The following is a 22,574-nucleotide window of genomic DNA, read 5'->3' as shown; positions in this document are numbered from 1 at the left end:
GGTGTCACCGGTGACCACCTCCGGACCGCGCTTCGGGGAGGGTGGGCGCGGACGGTTTCGGATCGGTCTTGCCGATGGTGGTCAGGGTCTGGTGCACGGCCGGATCGATGAAGTCCAGCACCGGTTTCGGGTAGACGCCGAGGAAGATCAGCGCGGCGATGAGCGGCACGACCACCGCGAGTTCGCGAGGGACCAGGTCGTAGAGCTTCTCGTTGCCCTCGCGCACCGGACCGGTCATCATCCGCTGGTAGAGCCACAGGATGTAGAGCGCGGCGAGCACCAGCGCCACCGTCGCCACTACGGCGGCGGCTCGGTAGCGGGTGAAAGTGCCGACCAGGACCAGGAATTCGCTGACGAACGGCGCGAGACCGGGCAGTGAAAGGGTGGCGAGTCCGGCGACGAAGAAGGCGCCCGCGAGCACCGGCGCCACCTTCTGCACGCCGCCGTATTCGGCGATGACCCGAGTTCCCCTGCGCGAGACCAGGAATCCGGCGATCAGGAACAGCGCGGCGGTGGAGATGCCGTGATTGACCATGTAGAGGGTGGCGCCGGTCTGGCCCTGGCTGGTCATCGCGAAGATGCCGAGGATGATGAATCCGAAGTGCGAGATCGAGGTGTAGGCGATGAGCCGCATCACGTCGGTCTGCCCGATGGCGAGCAGCGCGCCGTAGACGATGCCGATCACCGCGAGCGTGATCACCAGTGGCGCATAGGTGTCGGACGCGGCGGGGAAGAGCAGCAGGCAGTAGCGCAGCATGCCGAACGTGCCGACCTTGTCGACCACCGCCATCATCAGCACCGCGCTCGCCGGGGTCGCGGAGACCGCGGCGTCGGGCAGCCAGGTGTGCAGCGGCCACAGCGGGGCCTTGACGGCGAAGGCGAACAGGAAACCGAGGAACAGCGCGTTGAGCACCGCGGGCGCCGCGCCGAGCTGGCCGGAGTTGGCCGCCGTCATCACCGCGCGCAGGTCGAAGGTTCCGCCGCCGCCCTGGCCGATCTCGTCGCGCGCGGTGACCACGTACAGACCGATCACCGCCGCCAGCATGACGAGTCCGCCGAACAGGTTGTAGAGCAGGAACTTCACCGCCGCGCGCGAGCGTTGCGCCCGCAGCGCGGCGTCGGCGGTGCGCGGGCCGAAGCCGCCGATGAGGAAGTACATCGGGATGAGCATCGCTTCGAAGAACACGTAGAACAGCAGGATGTCGAGGGAGACGAAGGAGATCAGCACCACCGACTCGACCACCAGCGTCAGCGCGACATACAGGTGCGCGCGCCGGGTCGGGCGTTCCTCCGCGTCCGACTGGCGTTCGTCGTTCCAGCCCGCCAGCAGCAGCAGCGGCACCAGCGCGGCGGTGAGCAACACGAGCACCAGCGCGATGCCGTCGATGCCGAGGGTGTAGCCCGCGCCGAAAGCCGGTATCCACTCCCGGGATTCGACGAACTGGAACTGCTCGGCGCCGGGCTCGAACCGGGCCGCGATCACCACGCCGACGACCAGCGCCGCCACCGCGAAGACCAGCGCCACACCGCGCGCCAGCGTGCGGGCGCGAGCGGGCACGGCCATGACGACCACCGCGCCGACCAGCGGCAGCACCCACAGCGTCGTCAACCAGGGATAGTCGTTCACCAGATCCTCACTGCCAGCAGGGCGGCGACCACCAGGGCCGCGCCGGTCAACATGGACAGGGCGTAGGACCGCACGAATCCGGTCTGGACCCGCCGGATTCGGGCCGAGACCCCGCCGATCAGCGCGGCGGTGCCGTTGACGACGCCGTCGATGCCACGGGTGTCGAGGAATACCAGCGACCTGGTCAGGTGCCTGCCCGGCCGCATGAACACCGTCTCGTTGACCGCGTCGCCGTAGAGGTCGCGGCGCGCGGCCACGGTGAGCGGGTTCACCGGTTCCGGTGCGGTCTCGGGGATCTCACGCTGCGCGTACTGGTAGTAGGCGAACGCGACACCGACCGCGACCACGAGCAGCGCCAGCGCGGTGACCACGCTCGCGGGCAGCACTTCCTCGCCGTGGTGCGCGCCGACGACCGGCTCGAGCCAGTTCACCAGCGAGGACCCGAGCACGAACAACAGGCCCGAGGCCACCGAGCCGATCGCGAGCAGGATCATCGGCCCCGTCATCACCGCGGGCGCCTCGTGCGGGTGGGTGTCGGGCTTCCAGCGCTTGCGGCCGAAGAAGGTCATGAGCATGACCCGCGTCATGTAGAAGGCGGTGAGTCCCGCGCCGAACAGGGTCACCGCGCCGAGGGCGACGCCCGCGCCGCCGCCTTCGTTGAACGCGGATTCGATGATCTTGTCCTTGGAGAAGAAGCCCGCGAACGGCGGGATGCCGATGATGGCGAGGTAGCCGAGTCCGAAGGTGACGTAGGTGATCGGCAGTACCGTGCGCAGTCCGCCGTAGCGGCGCATATCGGTTTCGTCGTCCATGGCGTGCATGACCGAGCCCGCGCCGAGGAACAGTCCGGCCTTGAAGAAGCCGTGGGTGAGCAGGTGCATGATGGCGAAGGCGTATCCGGCGGGGCCGAGTCCGGCGGCCAGCACCATGTAGCCGATCTGACTCATGGTCGAGGCGGCCAGCGCCTTCTTGATGTCGTCCTTGGCGCAGCCGATGATCGCGCCGAACAACAGGGTCACCGCGCCGACCAGCACCACCGCGAAACGCGCGTTCGGCGCGAGGTCGAAGATGGGGTTGGAGCGCGCGATCAGGTACACGCCCGCGGTGACCATGGTGGCGGCGTGGATGAGCGCCGAGACCGGGGTCGGACCTTCCATCGCGTCGCCGAGCCAGGACTGCAGCGGCACCTGCGCGGATTTGCCGCAGGCGGCCAGGAGCAGCAGCAGGCCGATCGCGGTGAGTGTGCCTTCGCCCGCGCGCGGCGCTGCGTCGAAGACCGGGCCGAAGCCGATGGAGCCGAAGGTGGCGAACATGACCATCATGGCCAGCGCCAGACCCATGTCGCCGACGCGGTTGACGATGAACGCCTTCTTGGCCGCGGTCGCCGCCGACGGCTTCTGGTACCAGAAGCCGATCAGCAGATACGAGGCGAGGCCGACGCCTTCCCAACCCAGGTACAGCACCAGGTAGTTGTTGGCGAGCACCAGCAGCAGCATGGCTGCGAGGAACAGGTTCAGATAGGCGAAGAAGCGTCTGCGGCCGGGATCGTGATCCATGTAGCCGATCGAGTAGATGTGGATCAGCGAACCGACGCCGGTGATCAGCAGCGCGAAACAGACCGAAAGCTGGTCGAGTTGAAGTCCGAAGTCGACCTGGAGTCCGCCCGTGGGCACCCAGCGGAACAGGTCGAGATGGATCGCGCGGTCGGCGTCGGCGCGGCCGAGCATGGCGAAGAACGCCAACACCGCGACACCGAAGGAGGACAGCGCCAGCACGGTGCCCGCCAAGTGACCCCACCGGTCGCCGTGGCGGCCGATCAGCAGCAGGACGACAGCGCCCGCGAGCGGCAGGGCGGGCAGCAGCCAGAGCGTTGCGGTATCCACGTCAGAACTTCAGCAGGTTGGCGTCGTCGACCGAGGTCGAGCGACGGGCGCGGAAGATGGTCATGATGATGGCGAGCCCGACCACGACCTCGGCCGCCGCGACCACCATCGTGAAGAACGCGAACACCTGGCCGTCCAGATTCGCGTGCATCCTGGCGAAGGTGACGAAGGCCAGGTTCACCGCGTTGAGCATCAACTCGATGCACATGAACACCACGATCGCGTTGCGCCGCAACAGCACACCCGCCGCCCCGATGGTGAAGAGCAGGGCGGACAGGAACAGGTAGTTCTCGGGATTCACCGGTTGCCTTCCTCGTCGGCGGGTTCGGGGGCAGGGCTCGTCGATCCGACCGAGATGACGGCGGCTTCGGTCAGCGCCCGATTTCTGCGGTGGCGCAGGATGGTGCTCACCGACAGTTCCTCGAAGGAACCGTCGGGCAGGCGGGCGGGGACGTCGACGGCGTTGTGGCGCGCGTACACGCCAGGGGTCGGCAGCGGGGTGGCGCGGGCGCCGCCGTCGCGGAACCGTCGCCGCGACATCTCCCGCTGGTCGAGCAGCGGCCCGAACCGTTCCCGGTGCGCGAGCACCATGGCGCCGAGGGTGGCGGTGATGAGCAGCGCGCCGGTCAGTTCGAAGGCCCACACGTAGCGGACGAAGATCAGCTCGGCGAGTTCGCCGATCACGTCGCGCCCCGGGAATCCGGTGGCGGGGAAGGTGATCGAGGATTCGCGCACGCCGTGGGAGATGCCGGTGATGAGCAGGATGCCGAAGCCGATGCCGACCGCGAACGCGGCGAGGCGCTGGCCGCGCAAGGTCTCCTTCAGCGACTCGGCGGAGTCGACGCCGACCAGCATGAGGACGAACAGGAACAGCATCATGACCGCGCCGGTGTAGACGACGATCTGCACCACGCCCAGGAACAGCGCGTCCTGGGCGATGTAGAACGCGGCGAGGGTGATCATGCTTGCGGCCAGGCACAGCGCCGAATGCACGGCCTTGGGCGCGAACACCATGCCGAGGGCGCCGAGCACCGCGACGGGGGCCAGAATCCAGAACAGCACGGACTCGGCGGTTGAGGTCACCGCGAGCGGTTCGGCGGCGAGCAGCGCGCTCATCGGGCGCCTCCTTCGATTCCGGCGGCGGCCGGTTCACGGGTGTCCGAGCCGACCGTGCCTCGGTAGTAGTCGCCTTCGGTGGCGCCGGGAACCATGGCGTGCGGCGGTGCGGCCATACCGGACTCCAGCGGGGCCAGCAGGCGGTCCTTCTCGTAGATGAGGTCGGCGCGGTTGTCGTCGGTGAGTTCGTAGTCGTTGGTCATGGTGAGCGCGCGGGTCGGGCAGGCTTCGATGCACAGGCCGCAGCCGATGCAGCGCAGGTAGTTGATCTGGTAGACCCGGCCGTACCGCTCACCGGGGGAGAACCTTTCGTCCTCGGTGTTGTCGGCGCCCTCCACGAAGATCGCGTCGGCCGGGCACGCCCACGCGCACAGCTCGCAGCCGATGCACTTCTCGAGTCCGTCCGGATACCGGTTGAGCTGGTGACGGCCGTGATAGCGCGCGGCGGTCGGCACCTTCTGCTCCGGATAGGACTCGGTGTTGGGCTTCTTGAACATGGTCAGCGCGGTCACCGCGAAACCCGAGAGCGGCTCCAGCAGAGCGGGTTCCGCGACAGCGCGCGGCGGGTGCGCGGGCAGCGGCGGCGTCGGGAAACCGAGGAAGACGCCCGAGCCCGCCGGTTTCGGCTCCTCGACCGGCGGCGGCGCGCCGCCCGCACGACCGGCGCGCAGGAACCGCCACACCATCAGCCCGGAGATGAGCAGTCCGCCGACGACCAGCGCGGGCGTCTCGATGTGCACGCCCTCGGCCTCGAGCACCCGCGCGCCCGCCACCAGCATCACCCACAGCAGCGACACCGGGATCAGCAGTTTCCAGCCCAACGCCATGAACTGGTCGTAGCGCAGTCGCGGCAGGGTGCCGCGCAGCCAGATGAACACGAAGAGGAACGTCCACACCTTGGCGGTGAACCACAGCAGGCCCCACCAGCCGCTGTTCGCGCCCGACCACATGTTGATCGGCCACGGCGCGTGCCAGCCGCCGAGGAACAGGGTGGTGGCGAGCGCGGAAACGGTGACCATGTTGATGTATTCGGCGAGCATGAACATGGCGAACTTGAGCGAGGAGTACTCGGTGTGGAAGCCGCCGACGAGTTCGCCCTCGGCCTCGGGCAGGTCGAACGGCGCGCGGTTGGTCTCGCCGACCATGGACACGCAGTAGATCACGAACGAGGGCAGCAGCAGGAACACGAACCAGGTGCCGTACTGCGCTTCGACGATGCCGGAGGTGGCCATGGTTCCCGCGTGCAGGAACACCGCGGCGAAGCACAGCGCCATCGCGATCTCGTAGGAGATCACCTGCGCGGTGGAGCGCAGACCGCCGAGCAGCGGATAGGTGGACCCGGAAGCCCAGCCGGCCAGCACGATTCCGTAGACGCCGATGGAGGTGATGGCCAGGATGTAGAGCACCGCGACCGGCAGGTCGGTCAATTGCAGCGCGGTGGTGTGGCCCGCGATGGAGACCTCGCCGCCGAACGGGATCACCGCGAAGGCCATGTAGGCGGGCACGATGGACAGGATCGGAGCCAGGATGTAGATCGGTTTGTCGACGATCGCGGGGACGATGTCCTCCTTGAGCGCCATCTTCACCCCGTCGGCCACCGCCTGTAGATAGCCGCGCGGGCCGACCCGGTTGGGGCCGATGCGCATCTGCATGCGCGCGACGATCTTGCGTTCGATGACGACGGCCATCATCGGGGTCAGCAGCAGGAAGACGAAGACCGCCAGCGCTTTGACGACAACCAGCCACACGGGGTCGTGGCCGAACAGGTCGAGCTGGTAGGCGCCTGCCGCGAATTCGGTGGGATCACTCATGGCGGTGTTCCTTCATCCTCTCGTCGGCGCGCCGGATCTGCACGATGGCGCCGGGCCGGACGGCGAGCCGGTCCAGGACCGCGCAGTCGGGGGAGTTCATCGGCAGCCACACCACCCGATCGGGCATCTCGGTGATCAGCAGCGGCGCGGTGATCGAGCCGTGGCCGGTGGTGACAGTGATCGCGGCGTTGTCCTCGGCGCCGATCTCGGTGGCCGTGGACGAGGAGAGCCGCACCACCGGCGGGCGCGCCACCCCGGCCAGATTCGGTTCGCCGTCCTGCATGCGCCCGCTGTCGAGCAGCATGCGCCAGGAGGCGAGAAGTGCGGTGCCCTGTTCGGGACGCGCCACCGGCTGCGCGCGGTGGTCGGGCGCGTCGACGCGCCTGCCCTTCCAGGCCCCGAGTTCGGCGAGTTCGGCGCGGGCGGAAGCGGCGTCGGGCAGGCCGAGGGCGATCTTCATCTCCTGCGCGATGGCGTGCAGGACGCGGTGATCGGCGAGTTTGGCGGCCTCGCGGCGCACCGTTGACTCGCCGAGCGTCGCCTTGAATCGGCGCGGCCTGCCCTCCCAGGTGCGGAAGGTGCCTTCCTTCTCCATCGCCGAGGCGACCGGGAACACGACGTCGGCGCGTTCGGTGACCGGACTGTGGCGCAGTTCGAGGGATACGACAAATCGTGCGGCGTCGACGGCCGCCAGCGCCGCGGCCGGATCGGGCAGGTCGGCGAGATCGACGCCGCCGATGACCAGCGCGCCCAGCGCGGGCGCGGCGTCGAGGATGGCTCCGGTGTCGCGTCCCGGTTCGACGGGCAGTTCGGGGATGTTCCAGATGACGCGCACCTCTTGGCGCGCCGACGGGTCCTCGGCCGGTCGACCGCCGGGCAGCAGACCCGGCAGCGCCCCCGCTTCGACCGCGCCGCGCTCACCGGCGCGGCGCGGCACCCACACCAGTTCCGCCCCGGTCGCGTCGGCAAGGCGGGCGGCGGCCGCGAGCGCCCCGGGCACACCGGCCAGCCGTTCGCCGACCATGATGATCGCGCCGGGCTGCCGCAGCAGTCCGGCGGCGGCGGTGAGCGCGGTTTCGGCGTGGGGCACATCGGTGTTGAGCGCTTCGAGGACGAACGGTTCGCCGCCGGGGACCGCGGGCAGCAGCGTGCCCGACATCCGTTCGAGTCCTCGGGTGGCGAAGGGCGCGATCGAATACACCGGCAGCGCGTGCTTGCGGGCGGCCTTGCGCAGCCGCAGATAGACGATCGGCGACTCCTCCTCGGGCTCGAACCCGGCGAGCAGTACCACCGGCGCGCGGTCGAAGGAGTCGTAGTCGACGGTGACGCCGCGTCCGGCGACGTGCGCCGCCAGGAATTCGGCTTCCTCGGCGGAGTGGATGCGGGCGCGGAAGTCGACATCGTTGGTGCCGAGCGCGACCCGCGCGAACTTCGCGTAGGCGTAGGCGTCTTCCTCGGTGACCCGCCCGCCGACCAGCACGCCCGCGTTGCCGAACGCGGCGGCCAGGCCACCGGCCGCCGCGGCAAGCGCTTCGGACCAGGATGCCGGGTGCAGGGCGCCGTCCCAGCCGCGCACCATCGGCGAGGTGATCCGGTCGGGTTCGGTGGCGTAGGCGAAGGCCCAGCGGCCCTTGTCGCAGTTCCATTCCTCGTTGACCTGCGGATCGTCGCCGGCCAAGCGGCGCAGCACTTTTCCGCGCCGATGATCGGTGCGCTGCGCGCAGCCCGACGCGCAGTGTTCGCACACGCTCGGGCTCGACACCAGGTCGAAGGGCCGGGCGCGGAAACGGTAACTGGTGCCGGTGAGCGCGCCCACCGGGCAGATCTGCACGGTGTTGCCGGAGAAGTAGGAGTCGAACGGTTCGGCCTGGGCGGTGCCGACCTGTTCCAGCGCGCCGCGGTCCATCAACTCGATGAACGGGTCGCCCGCGACCTGCTGGGAGAAGCGGGTGCAGCGCGCGCACAGTACGCAGCGTTCGCGGTCGAGCAGTACCGCCGAGGACAGCGGAATCGGTTTGGGGTAGGTGCGTTTCACGCCGTCGAAACGGGTTTCGGGCCTGCCCGATGACATGGCCTGGTTCTGCAGCGGGCATTCCCCGCCCTTGTCGCAGACCGGGCAGTCCAGCGGATGGTTGATGAGCAGCAGTTCCATCACACCCTGTTGGGCGCGTGCGGCGGCGGGGGAGCTGAGCTGGGTGCGCACGACCATGCCTTCGGCCACGGTCTGGGTGCACGAGGCCACCGGTTTGCGTTGGCCCTCCACTTCGACCAGGCATTGGCGGCAGGCGCCGACCGGGTCGAGCAGCGGATGGTCGCAGAAGCGCGGGACCTGGATGCCGACGAGTTCGGCGGCGCGGATCACCAGGGTTCCCGCAGGAACCCGCACCTGCGCGCCGTCGATGGTGAGGGTGACCAGGTCGACCGGAACCTGCTCGGGTGCTTCCGGTTTCACCGCGGCGCGGGTGTCGGTGCGTGGCACGGGATTCATCGTTGCCCTCCTGCGTGGTCGGCCGGATGCCGCTGCGCCCATGCGGTCGACTTCGCCGGATCGAACGGACAGCGTCCGAGCCGCAGATGGTCGAGATATTCCTCGCGGAAGTACTTCAGCGAGGACAGGATCGGACTCGCGGCGCCGTCGCCGAGCGCGCAGAACGACTTGCCGTTGATGCTGTCGCTGATGTCGAGGAGTTTGGCCAGGTCCGATTCGGTGCCTCGCCCCGCCTCGACCCGCTTCAGCAACTGCACCAGCCAATAGGTGCCCTCGCGACACGGTGTGCATTTCCCGCAGGATTCGTGGGCGTAGAACTCGGTCCAGCGCAGTACGGCGCGCACCACGCAGGTGGTCTCGTCGAAGATCTGCAAAGCCTTGGTGCCCAACATGGATCCCGCGCCCGCGACGCCTTCGTAGTCCAGCGGCACGTCGAGATGTTCGTCGGTGAACAGCGGCGTGGATGAGCCGCCGGGGGTCCAGAATTTCACCCGGTGACCAGCGCGCACCCCGCCCGCGTACCCGAGCAGCTCCCGTAACGTGACGCCGAGCGGAGCCTCGTACTGGCCCGGTCTTGTCACGTGCCCGGACAGCGAATACAGCGTGAAACCGGGCGATTTCTCGCTGCCCATGCTCCGGAACCAATCGATCCCGTTACGGATGATCGGCGCGACGCTGGCGATGGATTCGACATTGTTGACCACGGTCGGGCAGGCGTAGAGACCCGCGACGGCCGGGAACGGCGGCCGCAGCCGAGGCTGGCCACGCCTGCCCTCGAGGGAGTCCAGCAGCGCCGTCTCCTCGCCGCAGATGTAGGCGCCCGCGCCCGCGTGCACGATCAGTTCCAGGTCGAAGCCGGAGCCGAGGATGTCGCGGCCGAGCAGTCCGGCGTCGTATGCCTGCGCGACCGCGGCCTGCAGCCTGCGCAGTACCGGCACGACCTCGCCGCGCAGGTAGATGAAGGCGGTGTCGGCACGGATGGCGTAGGACGCGATGATGACGCCCTCGATGAGGGTGTGCGGACTGGCCAGCATGAGCGGGATGTCCTTGCACGTGCCCGGTTCGGACTCGTCGGCGTTGACCACGAGGTAGTGCGGTGTCCGCACGCCGTCCTTGCCGGGTCCCTGCGGGATGAAACCCCATTTCAGACCGGTCGGGAAGCCCGCGCCGCCGCGGCCGCGCAAGCCCGCGTCCTTGATGGTCTGGATGACCTGATCGGGTTCCGTGCGCAGGGCGGTGCGCACCGCGAGGTAGCCGCTGTGGCGGCGGTAGGTGTCGATGGTCCAGGACTGCGGATCGTCCCAGTGTTCGGTGAGCACCGGTGTCAGCGTCATCGCGTACCCTCCGAATTGGGTTGCGGCGCGGTCATGTTCAATTCGCGCGCGACCCTGAGTCCGGCCAGTGACGCCTCGCCCGCCGCGCCGTCGAGCACGCCGGGGCGCTCGTCGGGGAAGCCCGCGAGGATGCGCGCGGTCTGCTTGAAGGTGCACAGCGGCGCGCCCCGGCTCGGGGTGACGCGCTGACCGGCGCGCAGCGCGTCCACGATCGCCCGCATCGACTCGGGGGTCTGATTGTCGAAGAACTCCCAGTTGATCATCACGACCGGCGCGAAATCGCAGGCCGCGTTGCATTCCACGTGTTCGAGGGTGACCGCGCCGTCCTCGGTGGTCTCCCCGTGTCGGATGCCGAGATGTTCCTCGAGCGCGGCGAGGATGGCGTCGCCGCCCATGACCGCGCACAGTGTGTTGGTGCACACCCCGACGTGGTAGTCGCCGGTCGGGGTGCGCCGGTACATGGAGTAGAAGGTGGCGACGGCGGTCACCTCCGCGCCGGTCAATCCGAGTGTGTCGGCGCAGAATTCGATGCCGGTGCCGGTGACGTAGCCCTCCTCGGCCTGCACCAGGTGCAGCAGCGGCAGCAGCGCCGAACGCGGGTGCGGGTAGCGGGCCACGATCTCGTCGGCGTCCTCTTCGAGCCGTTCCCGCACGTACGGGGGATACGGTTCGGGGCGCGTGGTCAGTTTGAGCAGGATCTCGGTCATCGGTCGACACCACCCATCACCGGGTCGATGCTGGCGACGGAAGCGATCACGTCGGCGACCATGCCGCCCTCGCACATCGCCGCCACCGCTTGCAGATTCGTGAACGAAGGATCGCGGTAGTGCACCCGGAACGGGCGGGTGCCGCCGTCGCTGACCATGTGCACGCCGAGTTCGCCGCGCGGGGACTCCACCGCCGTGTACACCTGCCCCGCGGGCACCCTGATGCCCTCGGTGACCAGTTTGAAGTGGTGGATCAACCCCTCCATGGAGGTGCCCATGATCTTTCCGATGTGCCGAGGGGAATTGCCGAGTCCGTCCGGGCCGAGTTGCAGGTCGGCCGGCCATGCAATCTTCTTGTCGTCCACCACGACCGGGCCGGGACGCAGCTTGTCCAGGCACTGTTCGACGATCTTCAGCGATTCCTTCATCTCCTCCACGCGGATCAGGTAGCGGCCGTAGCAGTCGCAGCCCGCGGTGGTGGGGATGTCGAATTCGTAGTTCTCGTAGCCGCAGTACGGCTGCGACTTGCGCAGGTCGTGGGGCAGGCCGGTCGCGCGGAGCACCGGGCCGGTGATGCCGAGCGCCATGCATCCGGTGAGGTCGAGGTAGCCGACGTCCTGGGTGCGCGCCTTCCAGATCGGGTTGCTGGTGAGCAGGTGTTCCATGTCGCGCAGTCGCTTCGGCATGAGCTCGAGCAGGTCGCGCACCTTGCTCACACCGTCGTCGGGCAGGTCCTGCGCGAGTCCGCCGGGGCGCACGAACGCGTGGTTCATGCGCAGGCCGGTGATGGTCTCGAAGACGTCGAGGATCAGTTCGCGCTCGCGGAATCCGAACAGCATCGGGGTCAGCGCGCCCATCTCCATGCCGCCGGTGGCCAGCGCCACCAGATGCGAGGAGATGCGGTTGAGTTCCATCAGCAGCACCCGGATCACGGTGGCGCGCTCCGGAATCTGCTCGGTGATGTCGAGCAGTCGCTCCACGCCGAGGCAGTACGCGGTCTCGTTGAAGAACGGGGAAAGGTAGTCCATGCGGGTCACGAAGGTGACGCCCTGGGTCCAGGTCCGGAATTCGAGGTTCTTCTCGATGCCGGTGTGCAGGTAGCCGATGCCGCAGCGCGCCTCGGTGACGGTCTCGCCCTCGATCTCGAGGATGAGCCGCAGCACGCCGTGCGTCGAGGGATGCTGCGGGCCCATGTTGACGACGATGCGTTCCTCGCCGGAGCCGCCGAGTGAGTCGGTGACCTGGTCCCAGTCCTGTCCCGCGACGGTGACGACGGTGGGTTGCGACCCGGAATCGCGCGCGCCGGGCCTGGTGTCGATGTCGTTCACTAGCTGTACGCCCTCCGCTCGTCGGGCGGCGGGATGCGCGCGCCCTTGTATTCGACCGGGATCCCGCCGAGCGGGTAGTCCTTGCGCTGGGGGTGGCCTCGCCAGTCGTCGGGCATCGTGATGCGGGTCAGCGAGGGATGCCCGTCGAAGAGGATGCCGAAGAAGTCGTAGGTCTCGCGTTCGTGCCAGTCGGTGGTCGGATACACCGCGTAGAGCGACGGGATGTGCGGATCGTCGTCGGGCACGCCGACTTCGAGGCGGATCCTGCGGTTGTGGGTGATCGACATCAGCGGGTACACCGCGTGCAGTTCGCGTCCGGCGTCGTCGGGATAGTGCACGCCGCTCACGCCGAGGCACAGTTCGAAACGCAGCGCGGCGTCGTCGCGCAGGGCCCGCGCGACCGCGACCAGGTGCTCGCGCCGCACGTGCATGGTCAGTTCACCGCGGAAGACCACCACTTTCTCGACCGCGTCGGTGAGTGCGATGTCCTGTTCGGCCAGTGCCGCGCGCAGGGCTTCGGCGACCTCGTCGAAGTACCCGCCGTAGGGGGCTGGGGTGCCGCCGGGCATGGTGACCGTGCGGACGAGTCGGCCGTAGCCGGAGGTGTCGCCGGTGCCGGAGATGCCGAACATGCCGCGGCGCACGCCGACGATCTCGGTGCGTTCGGCGGGTTGTTCGGGCGGTGTGGCTTCCGGTCCGGCCGTGGCCGCGGCGTCGATATCGGCCTGCGGGGTGCGGGTGTCGGTGTTGTCGGGAGCGTCGAAGGTCATCGCAGCAGACCCTCCATGCGGATGGTCGGCGTCGTGTCGAGGGCGGCTCGTTCGGCGGCACGCACCGCTTCCTCGCGGTTGACGCCGAGTGGCATCTGCTGAATCTTGGCGTGCAGTGCCAGAATCGCGTTGAGCAGCATCTCCGGGCGCGGCGGGCAGCCGGGCAGGTAGATGTCGACCGGGACGACGTGGTCGACGCCCTGCACGATGGCGTAATTGTTGAACATGCCGCCCGAGGACGCGCATACGCCCATGGCGAGCACCCATTTCGGCTCGGTCATCTGGTCGTAGACCTGCCGCAGCACCGGCGCCATCTTCTGGCTCACCCGTCCGGCCACGATCATCAGATCCGCCTGCCGCGGCGAGGCGCGGAACGCCTCCATGCCGAAGCGGGCGAGGTCGAAGCGGCCCGCGCCGGTGGCCATCATCTCGATGGCGCAGCAGGCGAGGCCGAATGTCGCGGGCCACAGCGAGCCCTTGCGCAGATATCCGGCGAAATCCTCGACCGTGCTCAGCAGGAACCCGCTCGGCAGTTTCTCTTCGAGACCCATCGGACTACTTCTCACTCTCGAAAGGTGGGGCTTGGGGACGGATTCGGCGTGCTCGTCAGTCCCAGCTGAGACCGCCGCGGCGCCATTCGTAGGCGTAGGCCACCGAGACGTTGAAGATGAACAACGCCATCGCGGCGAATCCGAAGACACCGAGCGCGTCGAAGTGGACGGCCCACGGGTAGAGGAACACGATCTCGATGTCGAAGATGATGAACAGCATGGCGGTCAGGTAGTACTTCACCGGGAAGCGTTGTCCGGTAACGTTTCCCGGCCCGCCCGCGACGGCGTGCGGGGTCGGTTCGATACCGCATTCGTAGGCCTCGAGTTTGGCCCGGTTGTAGCGCTTCGGGCCGATCAGCGACGCCGCGATCACCGAGAATACGGCGAACGCGGCGGCGATCCCGCCGAGGACGAGAGTGGGGAACTCCATGTTCACGACTGCGCTTGCCCTCCTTACGAGCGGCCCCGCCTCGACGCCGGGACGGGTGACGGCTTGGTGCGGGTTCCGGACTCGCCCCATGGCCTCGCTCCGCGCGGCGTGAGTCAGCGGAATCCGGGCATGCGAATTCATACCGGACTCGCACTCGTGTGAGCTACAGCACAGATTACCGCCGGGTCTCGAACGGGCGACTTCTTTCGCCTGGGGTGTTTGATCGAATTCGCGACCGGGATTCATGACTGAAACGGAGGTAATCGAGGAATCGCGTCACGTGACGTTCATGGGGGTTGGTCAGCGATGATGCCGCCATGGTCATTCTGGGGTGTTGATATCCAACGCCTATCGAAGAGGGTTGGCGCTGTGGAGCCGTGTTCGAATTCGCGCCGGGAGGATTCGCCATTGGTGACGAGTTCTCATCGGTCGCGCACGCGCGGTGTGGGCGCGCCACGAACCATCCGATGCCTATCGGCTATTGATCAGGCGGCGATGTGGGAGCGCAGGAGGTCGACCACCGCCGCGGTGAGGCGCATCGGATCGATCGGATGAGCCACCGCGGCCTCGGCCCGCGACCAATTCGCCAACCACGCGTCGTCCGGACGACCCGTCAACACGAGCACCGGTGGGCACTCGGCGATCTCGTCCTTGAGCTGCTTGGCGATACCGAGCCCGCCCGCCGGAGTCGACTCGCCGTCCAGAATGGCCAGGTCGATACCACCCGCGTCCATGTGCTCGATCACCACCGGCGCGGTAGCGATTTCGACGTACTCGAGCGCCGGTAGCTCGGGATGCGGGTGTTTGCCCAGCGCCAGGATCACCTGGCGCCGAGTGTCGGCGTCGTTGCTGTAGACCAGCACCCGCAGTGGGGTGGAACGATTCGAATCGGCCACGATCGGATGGTACGTCCGCGACCGCGCCGCCCGTGGCATGTTGACGGAGAAGGATTCCCGCGCGTCGGATCGCGGGGTCTACGGCTGCGGACCGGTGAGCCGCGCCTCGGGCGCGCCGACATGGTAGAAGATCGCGGCGTGGCTGATACGGCCCCGCAGTTCGAGAGATCTGAGAGAAGGAGGGCGCGTGGCGCAGGTTCGCAATCCGTTCGCCGTCGACGGCCGGTTCCCCGATGTGGTGGTGACCGCGTTGGCGGCGTCGACATCGATCGCCGGTGATGTCGAGGGCACCTGGGCGGGGTTGTTGGCGGGGGAGTCCGGCATCGAGCGGCTCGAGCAGCCGTGGGTGGCCGAGCACGAGCTTCCGGTGCGGATCGGCGGATCGTTGAAGGTCCGACCGGAGACCTTGCTGACTCGCGTGGAGATGCGTCGCCTGGCCGATGTGGAACAACTGGCGACCGTGCTCGGTCGCCGGATCTGGTCGGATGCGGGCAGCCCTGACATCGACCGGAACCGGCTCGGGGTTGCGGTCGGAACCGGCCAGGGCGGCAGCGACGCGATAGTCGACGCCCACCACACCCTCGGCGCCGACGGCTACCGGCGAGTCTCGCCGCTGGCCGTGCAGATGATGATGCCGAACGGGCCCGCGGCCGTGATCGGACTCGAACTGAAGGCGGGCGCCGGTGTGGTGACGCCGGTTTCGGCGTGCTCGTCGGGATCCGAGGCCATCGCCCGCGCCTGGCAGATGATCGTGATGGGTGAGGCCGACATGGTCGTCACCGGCGGCGTCGAAGGCTGCCTCGGCCCGGTCCCGATGGCCGCGTTCGCGATGATGCGCGCTTTGAGCACGCGCAACGACGACCCGAAGGCCGCGTCGCGCCCGTTCGACACCGCTCGCGACGGATTCGTCTTCGGCGAAGCCGGAGCGCTCATGGTCGTCGAGACCGAACAGCACGCCAGAGCCCGCGGCGCCACCATCCACGCAAGACTGCTCGGCTGCGGCATCACCTCCGACGGCTACCACCTCGTCGCGCCCGACCCCGAAGGCGCGGGCGCCGCACGCGCGATCACCCGAGCACTGCGGGTCGCGGGCCTGGCCGACAAGGACATCGCGCACGTCGACGCGCACGCGACCGGCACCCCGATCGGCGATATCGCCGAAGCCAACGCCATCACCCGCGCCATCGGCGCCCACGCCGCGGTCTACGCCCCCAAATCCGCGCTCGGCCATTCCATCGGCGCCGCAGGCGCCCTCGAATCCGTGCTCACCGTGCTGAGCCTGCGCGACCAGGTCATCCCACCGACCCTGAACCTCGACGACAAGGACCCCGAGGTGGACCTCGACATAGTCACCGGCGCTCCTCGCCCCGCCCGCCTCGACTACGCGATCAACAACTCCTTCGGCTTCGGCGGCCACAACGTCGCCCTCGCCTTCGGCCGCTACTGAGCCGGTATCGCCGTGTGATGCGGGCACATACCGGTGGTGATCGGGCACGGACATTCGGCGATCCGATGACGGCCTCGGTGCGGGCGGGGACCTGCGCGGCGATCGTTCGGAAGGCAACGCGATGAAGTCCGGTGACCGGCCTCCGCCACGGCCTGTGGTGAATGCCGTGGCGGAGGCCGGGTCGCCGGGATGAATCAGGTGGTGAGGATGGAGGCGGCGGCGGTGCCGGGGGCGCCGTAGACCTGGGCGTAGCCGACCTTGGGGTTGCCGGGGACCTGGCGGTCGCCCGCTTGGCCGCGCAGCTGCTGAACCAGTTCGTAGACCTGGCGGATGCCGGAGGCGCCGATGGGTTCGCCGTTGGCGATGAGGCCGCCGTCGGTGTTGACGGGCAGGCGGCCGCCGATTTCGGTGGCGCCTTCGGCGAGGAGTTTCTCCTGTTCGCCGTCCTTGCAGAAACCGTTCTCGGCCATGTGGACCAGCTCCGAGCCCGCGTCGGTGTCCTGGAGTTGGATCACGTCGACGTCGGAGGGGTCGATGCCCGCGGTCTCGTAGGCGGCGCGGGAGGCGTAGACGGTGGGCGAGACGTCCTCGTCGACCGCGGCCCAGGTGCTGTGCACCTCGTAGGCGCCGTAGCGGCGGGTGCGGATCGCGCTGGAGCGCAGGTAGATGGGTTTGGTGGTGTAGCGGGCCGCCAGGTCGCCGCGGCACATGACGACGGCGGCCGCGCCTTCGTCGGGCGCGCAGAACATGAACTGGGTGAGCGGGTAGTTCAGCATCGTCGAGTTGAGGATCTCGTCCTCGGAGATCGGCTTGCGCCGGAACGCGTTCGGGTTGAGCGCGCCGTTGCGGAAGTTCTTGGCGGCGATCTTGGCGAGGGTGCGCTGCGAGATGCCGTGCTGTTCGAGGTAGCGGTTGGTCTTGATGCCGAAGAACTTGGTGGTGACGAACTGGCCGTTCTCCGCGTACCAGGACGGCAGGCCGAGTTTGGCCGGGTCGTCGGTGAACGCGCCGCGCGGATGCTTGTCCATGCCGACCGCGATGCCCATGTCGTAGCGGCCGGAGCGGATCGCCTCCGCGGTCTGTTCGATGGAGCTGGCGGCGGTGGCGCACGCGTTGAACACGTTGGTGAACGGGATGCCGGTGAGACCGACCAGGCGGGTGACGGCGTCGGGGTTGCTCACCTCGTAGCTGCCGCCGAATCCGAACTGGATGTCCTTCCACTGCACGCCCGCGTCCTCGAGCGCGAGCTGAATGGCTTCGGCGCCCATCTCGATGGCCGTCTTCGAGAAGCGGCCGAACGGGTGCAGACCGACGCCGATGATGGCAACGTCGTTCATAGATCTCTCCTCTGCTGTGGTGTCCGGGCCGTCAGACCGGCTTGAAGGCGACGGTCATGACCTCTTCGCCGGAGTCGTCGACGTACAGGGGGACGAAGGTCAGCTCGACGTCCATCCCTGTCTTCAGGACGGCGGGATCGCTCTCGGTGAGGCGGGTCTCCACGCGGACCACGTCGCCGAGCTGGACCAGGCCGATGCCGAACGGCTGGAAGTTGTCGGCGTTCTCCTTGCCCGCGTACGGCAGTTTGGGCACGAATCCCTGGGTGGTCCAGGCGATCAGGGTTCCGGTGCGGGGCAGTTTGATCTCGGCCAGGTCGTCGCCGCTGCATTGCGGGCATCGCTGTTGGCGGGGCCAGGTGGTGGCGCTGCACTGGTTGCAGCGGCTTCCTATCAGCTGCGGGTTCTCTTCGGGCCACGTCGAAACGTCCGGCGCCAACGCTATCGCCACTTCGTCCTCCTGTGTCGCTGTTCTGCTGTCGGTTCGGTGAGCACCGACGAACGGACATCCGCGATCCGTGCCCGCTCCGCACGGGAGGCGGGCACTGGGACCCTGACGATGTTCATCCGTTATCTCAGTTAGAGAATCATATTCTCATTTGGAGAATACAGGTTTCCATGGGGCGGGGGTAGCGTCAACCGTCGAGCGGGAACGTGGACCGGGTGGGGTCCCCTTCGATGCTGGCCCCGATGCCCCCGGAAGTGGTTCAATCGATGTATGTGCAGGTGGATGGCTTATTCCGGTGAGCCCCTGCTGGCCGAGGACCTGCTGTTCCGGCCGGTGCACTCGCTGATCGATCAGAGCCTGCACTCCGAACTCGGGGCGACGACGACCAACGGCGACGGATTCGGCATCGGCTGGTACGGCGAAAGCGCACGCCCCGCGGTGTTCAAGAACATCGAACCCGCGTGGAACGACCGCAACCTGCGCGAGATCGCGGCCCAGGTGCGCACCTCGCTGTTCTTCGCGCACGTGCGCTCCTCCACCGGCACCCCGGTGCAGCGCAGCAACTGCCACCCGTTCCGGTACGGGAACTGGCTGTGGATGCACAACGGCGCGCTGCACGGCTTCCACGGCTACAAACGCGACCTCGTGACCGCCGTCGCCCCCGAGATGTTCGCCGACATCGAAGGCTCCACCGACTCCGAGGTGCTGTTCTACCTCGCGCTCACCTTCGGGCTCACCGACGATCCGTTCACCGCCGTCGCCCGCGCCGTCGGACTCGTCGAACAGGTCGCACGGGAACACCGCGTCGAGGACTCCGTGCAGATGACCGTCGCGACCACCGACGGCGAATCCATGTGGTTCTTCCGCTACTCCACGCTGCGGCAGTCGCGTTCGCTGTTCTACTCCAACGACGTCGACAAGGTGCGCGCACTGCATCCCGAGGTGAAGGCGCTGCGTGAACTGGGCGCCGAAGCGCGTTTCGTGGTGTCCGAGCCGCTGCGTGACCTGCCTGGAGCGTGGCACGAGGTGCGGGAATCCTCGGCGGGCGTGGTCCGTTCGGGGCACGACGAATTGCGTCCGTTCCAGCCGATCGCGCCCTGAGTCGCCGCGACGACTCGGCGCGGGTTCGAACCTGTTCCCGCTACCTCGGAAAATCCTGTATTCCGAGCGGCTTTCGGCCGGTTCCGCGCCCCCTGCCGGTACGCTTGTGCCCGAACCTGCGTAATGTCCGGTGTCGCCCCTGTTTTCGCGCGCTCCGGAGAGGTCATTGTCCGCACAGCCACCGGTCGGTCCCGAGTCCAGTCGTCCCGCGAAATCGTCGGGCGAGCCCGCGGCGGACACCGACCCCGCCGAAAACGCGCCGCCCCCCGCGGATCCGCCGCTCATTCCCGCGCGCCCCGACACCCCTGCCGCGCCGCTGCCTTCGCGCCCGCTCGTCGCACCCGGCAATCCACTGGCGGCTACGCCCGTGGATGACCCGGTGTCCGCGCCGCCGCCGGTCGACTCGCCCGCCGCACCGCCCTCGGGTGCGACGATCGCCCCGCCTCCCGGTCCGCCCGCGTCGGCCTCCGAAACGATCGAGGCTCCCGAGGGTCTGCCCGGCGGCATCTCCGACACGCAGGCCGAAGCCGCGGCCGCGCCTGCGCCCGCGCGTAGGCGAATCGCGCCGCTGATCGTCATCGTCGCGGCGGTCGTCGTGCTCGCGGTGATCGGCGGCGTGATCTGGCTGCTCGCGCGCGACGGCGTCTCCCAGGAGCCGCCCGGCAACCAGACCGTCACCGCTACGACCGTCGAGGCGCCGGTCATACCTCCACCCGCGCCGCGAACCAGCCAAGCGCCGTCCCCGCCCGCACCATCCGCGTCGATCCCCCCGGCGCCGGTCCCGCCACCCGCTCCGACCACGACCACTCGGCAAGGCTGCTACCCCTTCCAGCCGAACTGCTGAGGTTCGGCCGGGGTGCAAGGCCCCTTTTTCCGGGGCGGTTCGACGGCGAATTCCGGATATCTCGGATTCTCGGGTCACGCACGGACCGGCAACATGCCGCCGGAGAATGTGCATTCGGTTCCGCGCATCGACTCGGCGGAGTGGCCGACAACATTACGAAACAGTTCACAGACGTGGGATTCCTCGGTCTCGCCGATAACCTGAACAATGGGGAACGCGAACACTGTTCCGACCTGGCTGCGGATATCGACCGGATCGGCCGTGGGGCAGGCGGGTTCGAATCGCGGCGCGGGCCGAGGTCCGCGCCCGCGCATCGCCGCGTGATATTCGCGTAGGTGCCGTAGTATCCGCGTCGGGGGAGGTATTCGTGGTGCGAGACACCGGAACTGGAGGGGGAGCGTGTCGGAGACGGTGCACGGGATCGTGGCCCGCGCGATAGCGGTCGGGGCGGCGGGCATGGGAGACGCGCAGGTGTCTGTCGCCTATCAGGCCGTGAAGGCGATGATCGCCGAACGGTATCCGGCGATCGATCTGGCCGCGGTCGAACGGAATCCGGGGTCGGATTCGGGGCGCCGCGCGCTGTCTGCCGCGCTGGCGGGGGCGGGTGTCGGTCGGAATCGCGAATTGCTCTATGCGGCGCAGAGTTTGATCGTGGTCGCGCATGCCAGGGTGGCATCCGCGAATGCCGAAGTGGTCGGAGTGATTCTGGAAAGGCCCCGTGCCGCGGGCATCTCGGTCACGGACGTCGACTCGACCGGATCGGGTGTTCGGATAACCGACGGTGTCGTCGAGGGCGCGATCGAAATCGAGGACGTCCGGGCCGGGACCAAGGATCCACCGGGCGATCCGCGGCGAGCGCCCGTAGCCAGGCCCGCCGCCTCCACACGGCGCGGACCTAGGCGAGTAGGTCTCATTCACCTCGGCAGAAACCGCGCCGGGGAGATCAATGTCACGGTCGGCAGCCTCGTGAATGTGACGGTGAGCATCGAGGATGCGCGGTATCTGATTCTGCCCGCTCTGGCGCTGGTGGTGCTGGGCGCGGCGTTCGTGGACGACCTGCCGGGCAGTGGCAGGCAGATGGCGGATTACCTTGTCCCCGTTGTTCTGGCGCTCATCGCCGGCCTGTCCCTTCCGCTCGTGCGGGGCCGCCCGCGCTGGTTCGTGATGTCGGCCGTCATCGTCTCGATCATGGTCGGCGCACTGCGCTTGGACTGGGCATCCGACCACGGCGATATCGACGCCACCGGACGAGTTCGGCAGTCCTCGGATGAACCCCTCGGGCCGGACAGCGCACACACCCTCACCCTGGACGGGCCATTGGAACGCTCGCATCTGGTGATCGACTTCCGGCTGTCCGAATCTCACCGTGACCAGATGTGCGTGCCGCGCACCATGATTCGTCTGACCGCGACCGGCGGCTCGCAGGTGCTCGGGCCGCTGGTCGACGGTGCGGTGCAAGTGCGACGCAACGAGGTGGCGACCGTTGTGCTCGACCGCACCGAGGCGACGGTCACCTTGCGCCTCGCCGTGGCCACCGACAAGGGCTGCGAAGTCGATCTCCATGTCGACAAGGCGATCCTGAAGGACTTGTGAAAGGAAAGACATGTTCACCACCGCGCGCGCACGTCTGATCGCGCCGCTGCTCGTGGCGTTGGCATTCCTGCCGGTCGGATGCGGCCACCCGAGTTTGTTCGAGCAGAGTCGAGTGGTGATCGGGGTCAAGAACGATCAGCCGGGGACCAGCGAGTGGGATTCCTACAAGCGCACGGGATTCGACATCCGGGTGGCGTATCACCTCGCCAAGGAGGTCGGCGTCGCCGACGACAGGCATGTCGTCTTCAACGACCTCGCCTCCGACGATCGCGTGCAGGCGCTCGAGGACGGGCGCGTCGACCTGGTGATAGCGACCTTCTCGATCACGCCGGAACGGATGCAGAAGATCGACTTCGCCGGACCGTACGCGGTCACCCATCAGGGTTTCCTGATCCGCAAGGACAGTCCGCCGGTGAACACCGTCGAGGATCTGAACGGCAAGACCGTGTGCACGTGGACGGGCACCACCTCGATCGCCGCGCTGGAGCGCTACCAGGTCCGCACGCGAGTGCAGGGCGACGCGCAGACCTGTATTCGCGACCTCGAGAACCGCCGTGTGGACGCGGTGTCGACCGATCAGCTGATCTTGTACGGGTTCGCGCAACAGAAGGAATGGCTCACGGTGACCGGCCTGACCATCGGCTCGCCGAATTTCTACGGAGTCGGCATCGGCAAGAAACATCGCGACGATTGCCGAAAACTGGTGCGCGCCATTTTCGACTATGTGACCAGCGACGACTGGCACCGGGACTTCGCCGAGACATTCGAGGGCCTGAAAGACCGGTGGAACGACTTCCGCCCGAAGGAGCAGGAGATCAATTCCTGGTCGTGCCGGGACAAAGTAGCGGAGTGACATCGACGGTGCG

General features: G+C 68.1%; 20 protein-coding genes and 1 pseudogene. 5 read left to right on the top strand and 16 right to left on the bottom strand.

The features are described 5' to 3' along the window. Positions 1–4: 4 nt before the first annotated feature. From IT779_RS15875 to IT779_RS15815, 14 genes and pseudogenes are all read right to left on the bottom strand, one after another. Entirely contained in the window at positions 5–1,627 is a 1,623-nt protein-coding gene (locus tag IT779_RS15875) for an NADH-quinone oxidoreductase subunit M (RefSeq protein WP_196150092.1), read from the bottom strand. Next, a complete protein-coding gene (gene nuoL, locus IT779_RS15870; protein WP_196150091.1) occupies positions 1,624–3,510 on the bottom strand; it encodes an NADH-quinone oxidoreductase subunit L in 1,887 nt (628 codons plus the stop codon). The genes IT779_RS15875 and nuoL overlap by 4 nt, the downstream gene beginning before the upstream one ends. A 1-nt stretch (position 3,511) precedes the next feature. Next, positions 3,512–3,811 carry an NADH-quinone oxidoreductase subunit NuoK gene (nuoK, locus tag IT779_RS15865; RefSeq protein ID WP_036536861.1) on the bottom strand — a complete coding sequence of 100 codons (300 nt, stop codon included), beginning with the start codon at positions 3,809–3,811 and terminating at the stop codon, positions 3,512–3,514. Continuing rightward, on the bottom strand, positions 3,808–4,626 hold the full coding sequence (locus IT779_RS15860; protein ID WP_196150090.1) for an NADH-quinone oxidoreductase subunit J: 819 nt from the start codon (positions 4,624–4,626) through the stop codon (positions 3,808–3,810). The genes nuoK and IT779_RS15860 overlap by 4 nt, the downstream gene beginning before the upstream one ends. After that, positions 4,623–5,204 (bottom strand): NADH-quinone oxidoreductase subunit NuoI, encoded by a 582-nt coding sequence (gene nuoI / locus IT779_RS39070; protein WP_408637765.1) that lies wholly within the window; start codon positions 5,202–5,204, stop codon positions 4,623–4,625. The genes IT779_RS15860 and nuoI overlap by 4 nt, the downstream gene beginning before the upstream one ends. After that, positions 5,199–6,437, bottom strand: a pseudogene (nuoH, locus tag IT779_RS15855) (NADH-quinone oxidoreductase subunit NuoH); the annotation flags it as partial. The gene nuoI and the pseudogene nuoH, both read right to left, overlap by 6 nt. Next, positions 6,430–8,925, bottom strand: a complete 2,496-nt coding sequence (locus IT779_RS15850) for an NADH-quinone oxidoreductase subunit G (RefSeq protein ID WP_196150088.1) — start codon at positions 8,923–8,925, stop codon at positions 6,430–6,432. The gene IT779_RS15850 and the pseudogene nuoH, both read right to left, overlap by 8 nt. Further along, the gene (gene nuoF, locus IT779_RS15845) at positions 8,922–10,259 is read right to left on the bottom strand and encodes an NADH-quinone oxidoreductase subunit NuoF (RefSeq protein ID WP_196150087.1); all 1,338 of its coding nucleotides are present in this window, start codon (positions 10,257–10,259) and stop codon (positions 8,922–8,924) included. Before nuoF ends, IT779_RS15850 begins: the two co-directional genes overlap by 4 nt. Next, a complete protein-coding gene (gene nuoE / locus IT779_RS15840; protein WP_196150086.1) occupies positions 10,256–10,966 on the bottom strand; it encodes an NADH-quinone oxidoreductase subunit NuoE in 711 nt (236 codons plus the stop codon). Before nuoE ends, nuoF begins: the two co-directional genes overlap by 4 nt. Then, on the bottom strand, positions 10,963–12,294 hold the full coding sequence (nuoD, locus tag IT779_RS15835) for an NADH dehydrogenase (quinone) subunit D (protein WP_408637762.1): 1,332 nt from the start codon (positions 12,292–12,294) through the stop codon (positions 10,963–10,965). The genes nuoE and nuoD overlap by 4 nt, the downstream gene beginning before the upstream one ends. Then, positions 12,294–13,064: an NADH-quinone oxidoreductase subunit C gene (locus IT779_RS15830; protein WP_196150085.1), complete on the bottom strand. Its 771-nt coding sequence runs from the start codon at positions 13,062–13,064 to the stop codon at positions 12,294–12,296. The genes nuoD and IT779_RS15830 overlap by 1 nt, the downstream gene beginning before the upstream one ends. Next, positions 13,061–13,615: a NuoB/complex I 20 kDa subunit family protein gene (locus tag IT779_RS15825; RefSeq protein WP_196150084.1), complete on the bottom strand. Its 555-nt coding sequence runs from the start codon at positions 13,613–13,615 to the stop codon at positions 13,061–13,063. The genes IT779_RS15830 and IT779_RS15825 overlap by 4 nt, the downstream gene beginning before the upstream one ends. A gap of 55 nt (positions 13,616–13,670) precedes the next feature. Continuing rightward, positions 13,671–14,045: an NADH-quinone oxidoreductase subunit A gene (locus IT779_RS15820; protein ID WP_198428597.1), complete on the bottom strand. Its 375-nt coding sequence runs from the start codon at positions 14,043–14,045 to the stop codon at positions 13,671–13,673. A 485-nt stretch (positions 14,046–14,530) separates the two neighbouring features. Continuing rightward, positions 14,531–14,980: an Rv3143 family two-component system response regulator gene (locus IT779_RS15815; RefSeq protein ID WP_232541807.1), complete on the bottom strand. Its 450-nt coding sequence runs from the start codon at positions 14,978–14,980 to the stop codon at positions 14,531–14,533. Between the two features lie 148 nt (positions 14,981–15,128). Between IT779_RS15815 and IT779_RS15810 the strand changes: the two genes are divergently transcribed. Beyond that, complete coding sequence (locus tag IT779_RS15810; RefSeq protein WP_196150081.1) at positions 15,129–16,388, top strand: KasA/KasB family beta-ketoacyl-ACP synthase; 1,260 nt, start codon at positions 15,129–15,131, stop codon at positions 16,386–16,388. A gap of 194 nt (positions 16,389–16,582) precedes the next feature. On the opposite strand, the gene IT779_RS15805 is transcribed toward IT779_RS15810, so the two are convergent. Then, positions 16,583–17,725, bottom strand: a complete 1,143-nt coding sequence (locus IT779_RS15805; protein ID WP_196150080.1) for a thiolase family protein — start codon at positions 17,723–17,725, stop codon at positions 16,583–16,585. Positions 17,726–17,756: 31 nt separating this feature from the next. Next, positions 17,757–18,173 (bottom strand): Zn-ribbon domain-containing OB-fold protein, encoded by a 417-nt coding sequence (locus tag IT779_RS15800; protein WP_196150079.1) that lies wholly within the window; start codon positions 18,171–18,173, stop codon positions 17,757–17,759. Positions 18,174–18,452: 279 nt separating this feature from the next. On the opposite strand from IT779_RS15800, the gene IT779_RS15795 reads away from it, so the two are divergent. The 4 genes from IT779_RS15795 (at position 18,453) to IT779_RS15780 (ending at position 22,561) form a co-directional block, all read left to right on the top strand. Beyond that, positions 18,453–19,271, top strand: a complete 819-nt coding sequence (locus IT779_RS15795; RefSeq protein ID WP_196150078.1) for a class II glutamine amidotransferase — start codon at positions 18,453–18,455, stop codon at positions 19,269–19,271. A 166-nt stretch (positions 19,272–19,437) separates the two neighbouring features. Continuing rightward, positions 19,438–20,115, top strand: coding sequence for a hypothetical protein (locus tag IT779_RS15790; RefSeq protein WP_196150077.1), 678 nt, complete (start codon positions 19,438–19,440; stop codon positions 20,113–20,115). 399 nt (positions 20,116–20,514) lie between these two features. Continuing rightward, a complete protein-coding gene (locus IT779_RS15785; RefSeq protein ID WP_196150076.1) occupies positions 20,515–21,708 on the top strand; it encodes a hypothetical protein in 1,194 nt (397 codons plus the stop codon). Positions 21,709–21,718: 10 nt separating this feature from the next. Next, entirely contained in the window at positions 21,719–22,561 is an 843-nt protein-coding gene (locus IT779_RS15780; RefSeq protein WP_196150075.1) for a glutamate ABC transporter substrate-binding protein, read from the top strand. Positions 22,562–22,574: the final 13 nt, after the last annotated feature.

This window comes from Nocardia bovistercoris, assembly GCF_015674855.1.
GTDB lineage: Bacteria > Actinomycetota > Actinomycetes > Mycobacteriales > Mycobacteriaceae > Nocardia > Nocardia bovistercoris.
Note: the sequence above shows the minus strand (reverse complement) of the source record. Positions and strands in the feature narration are given on the sequence as shown.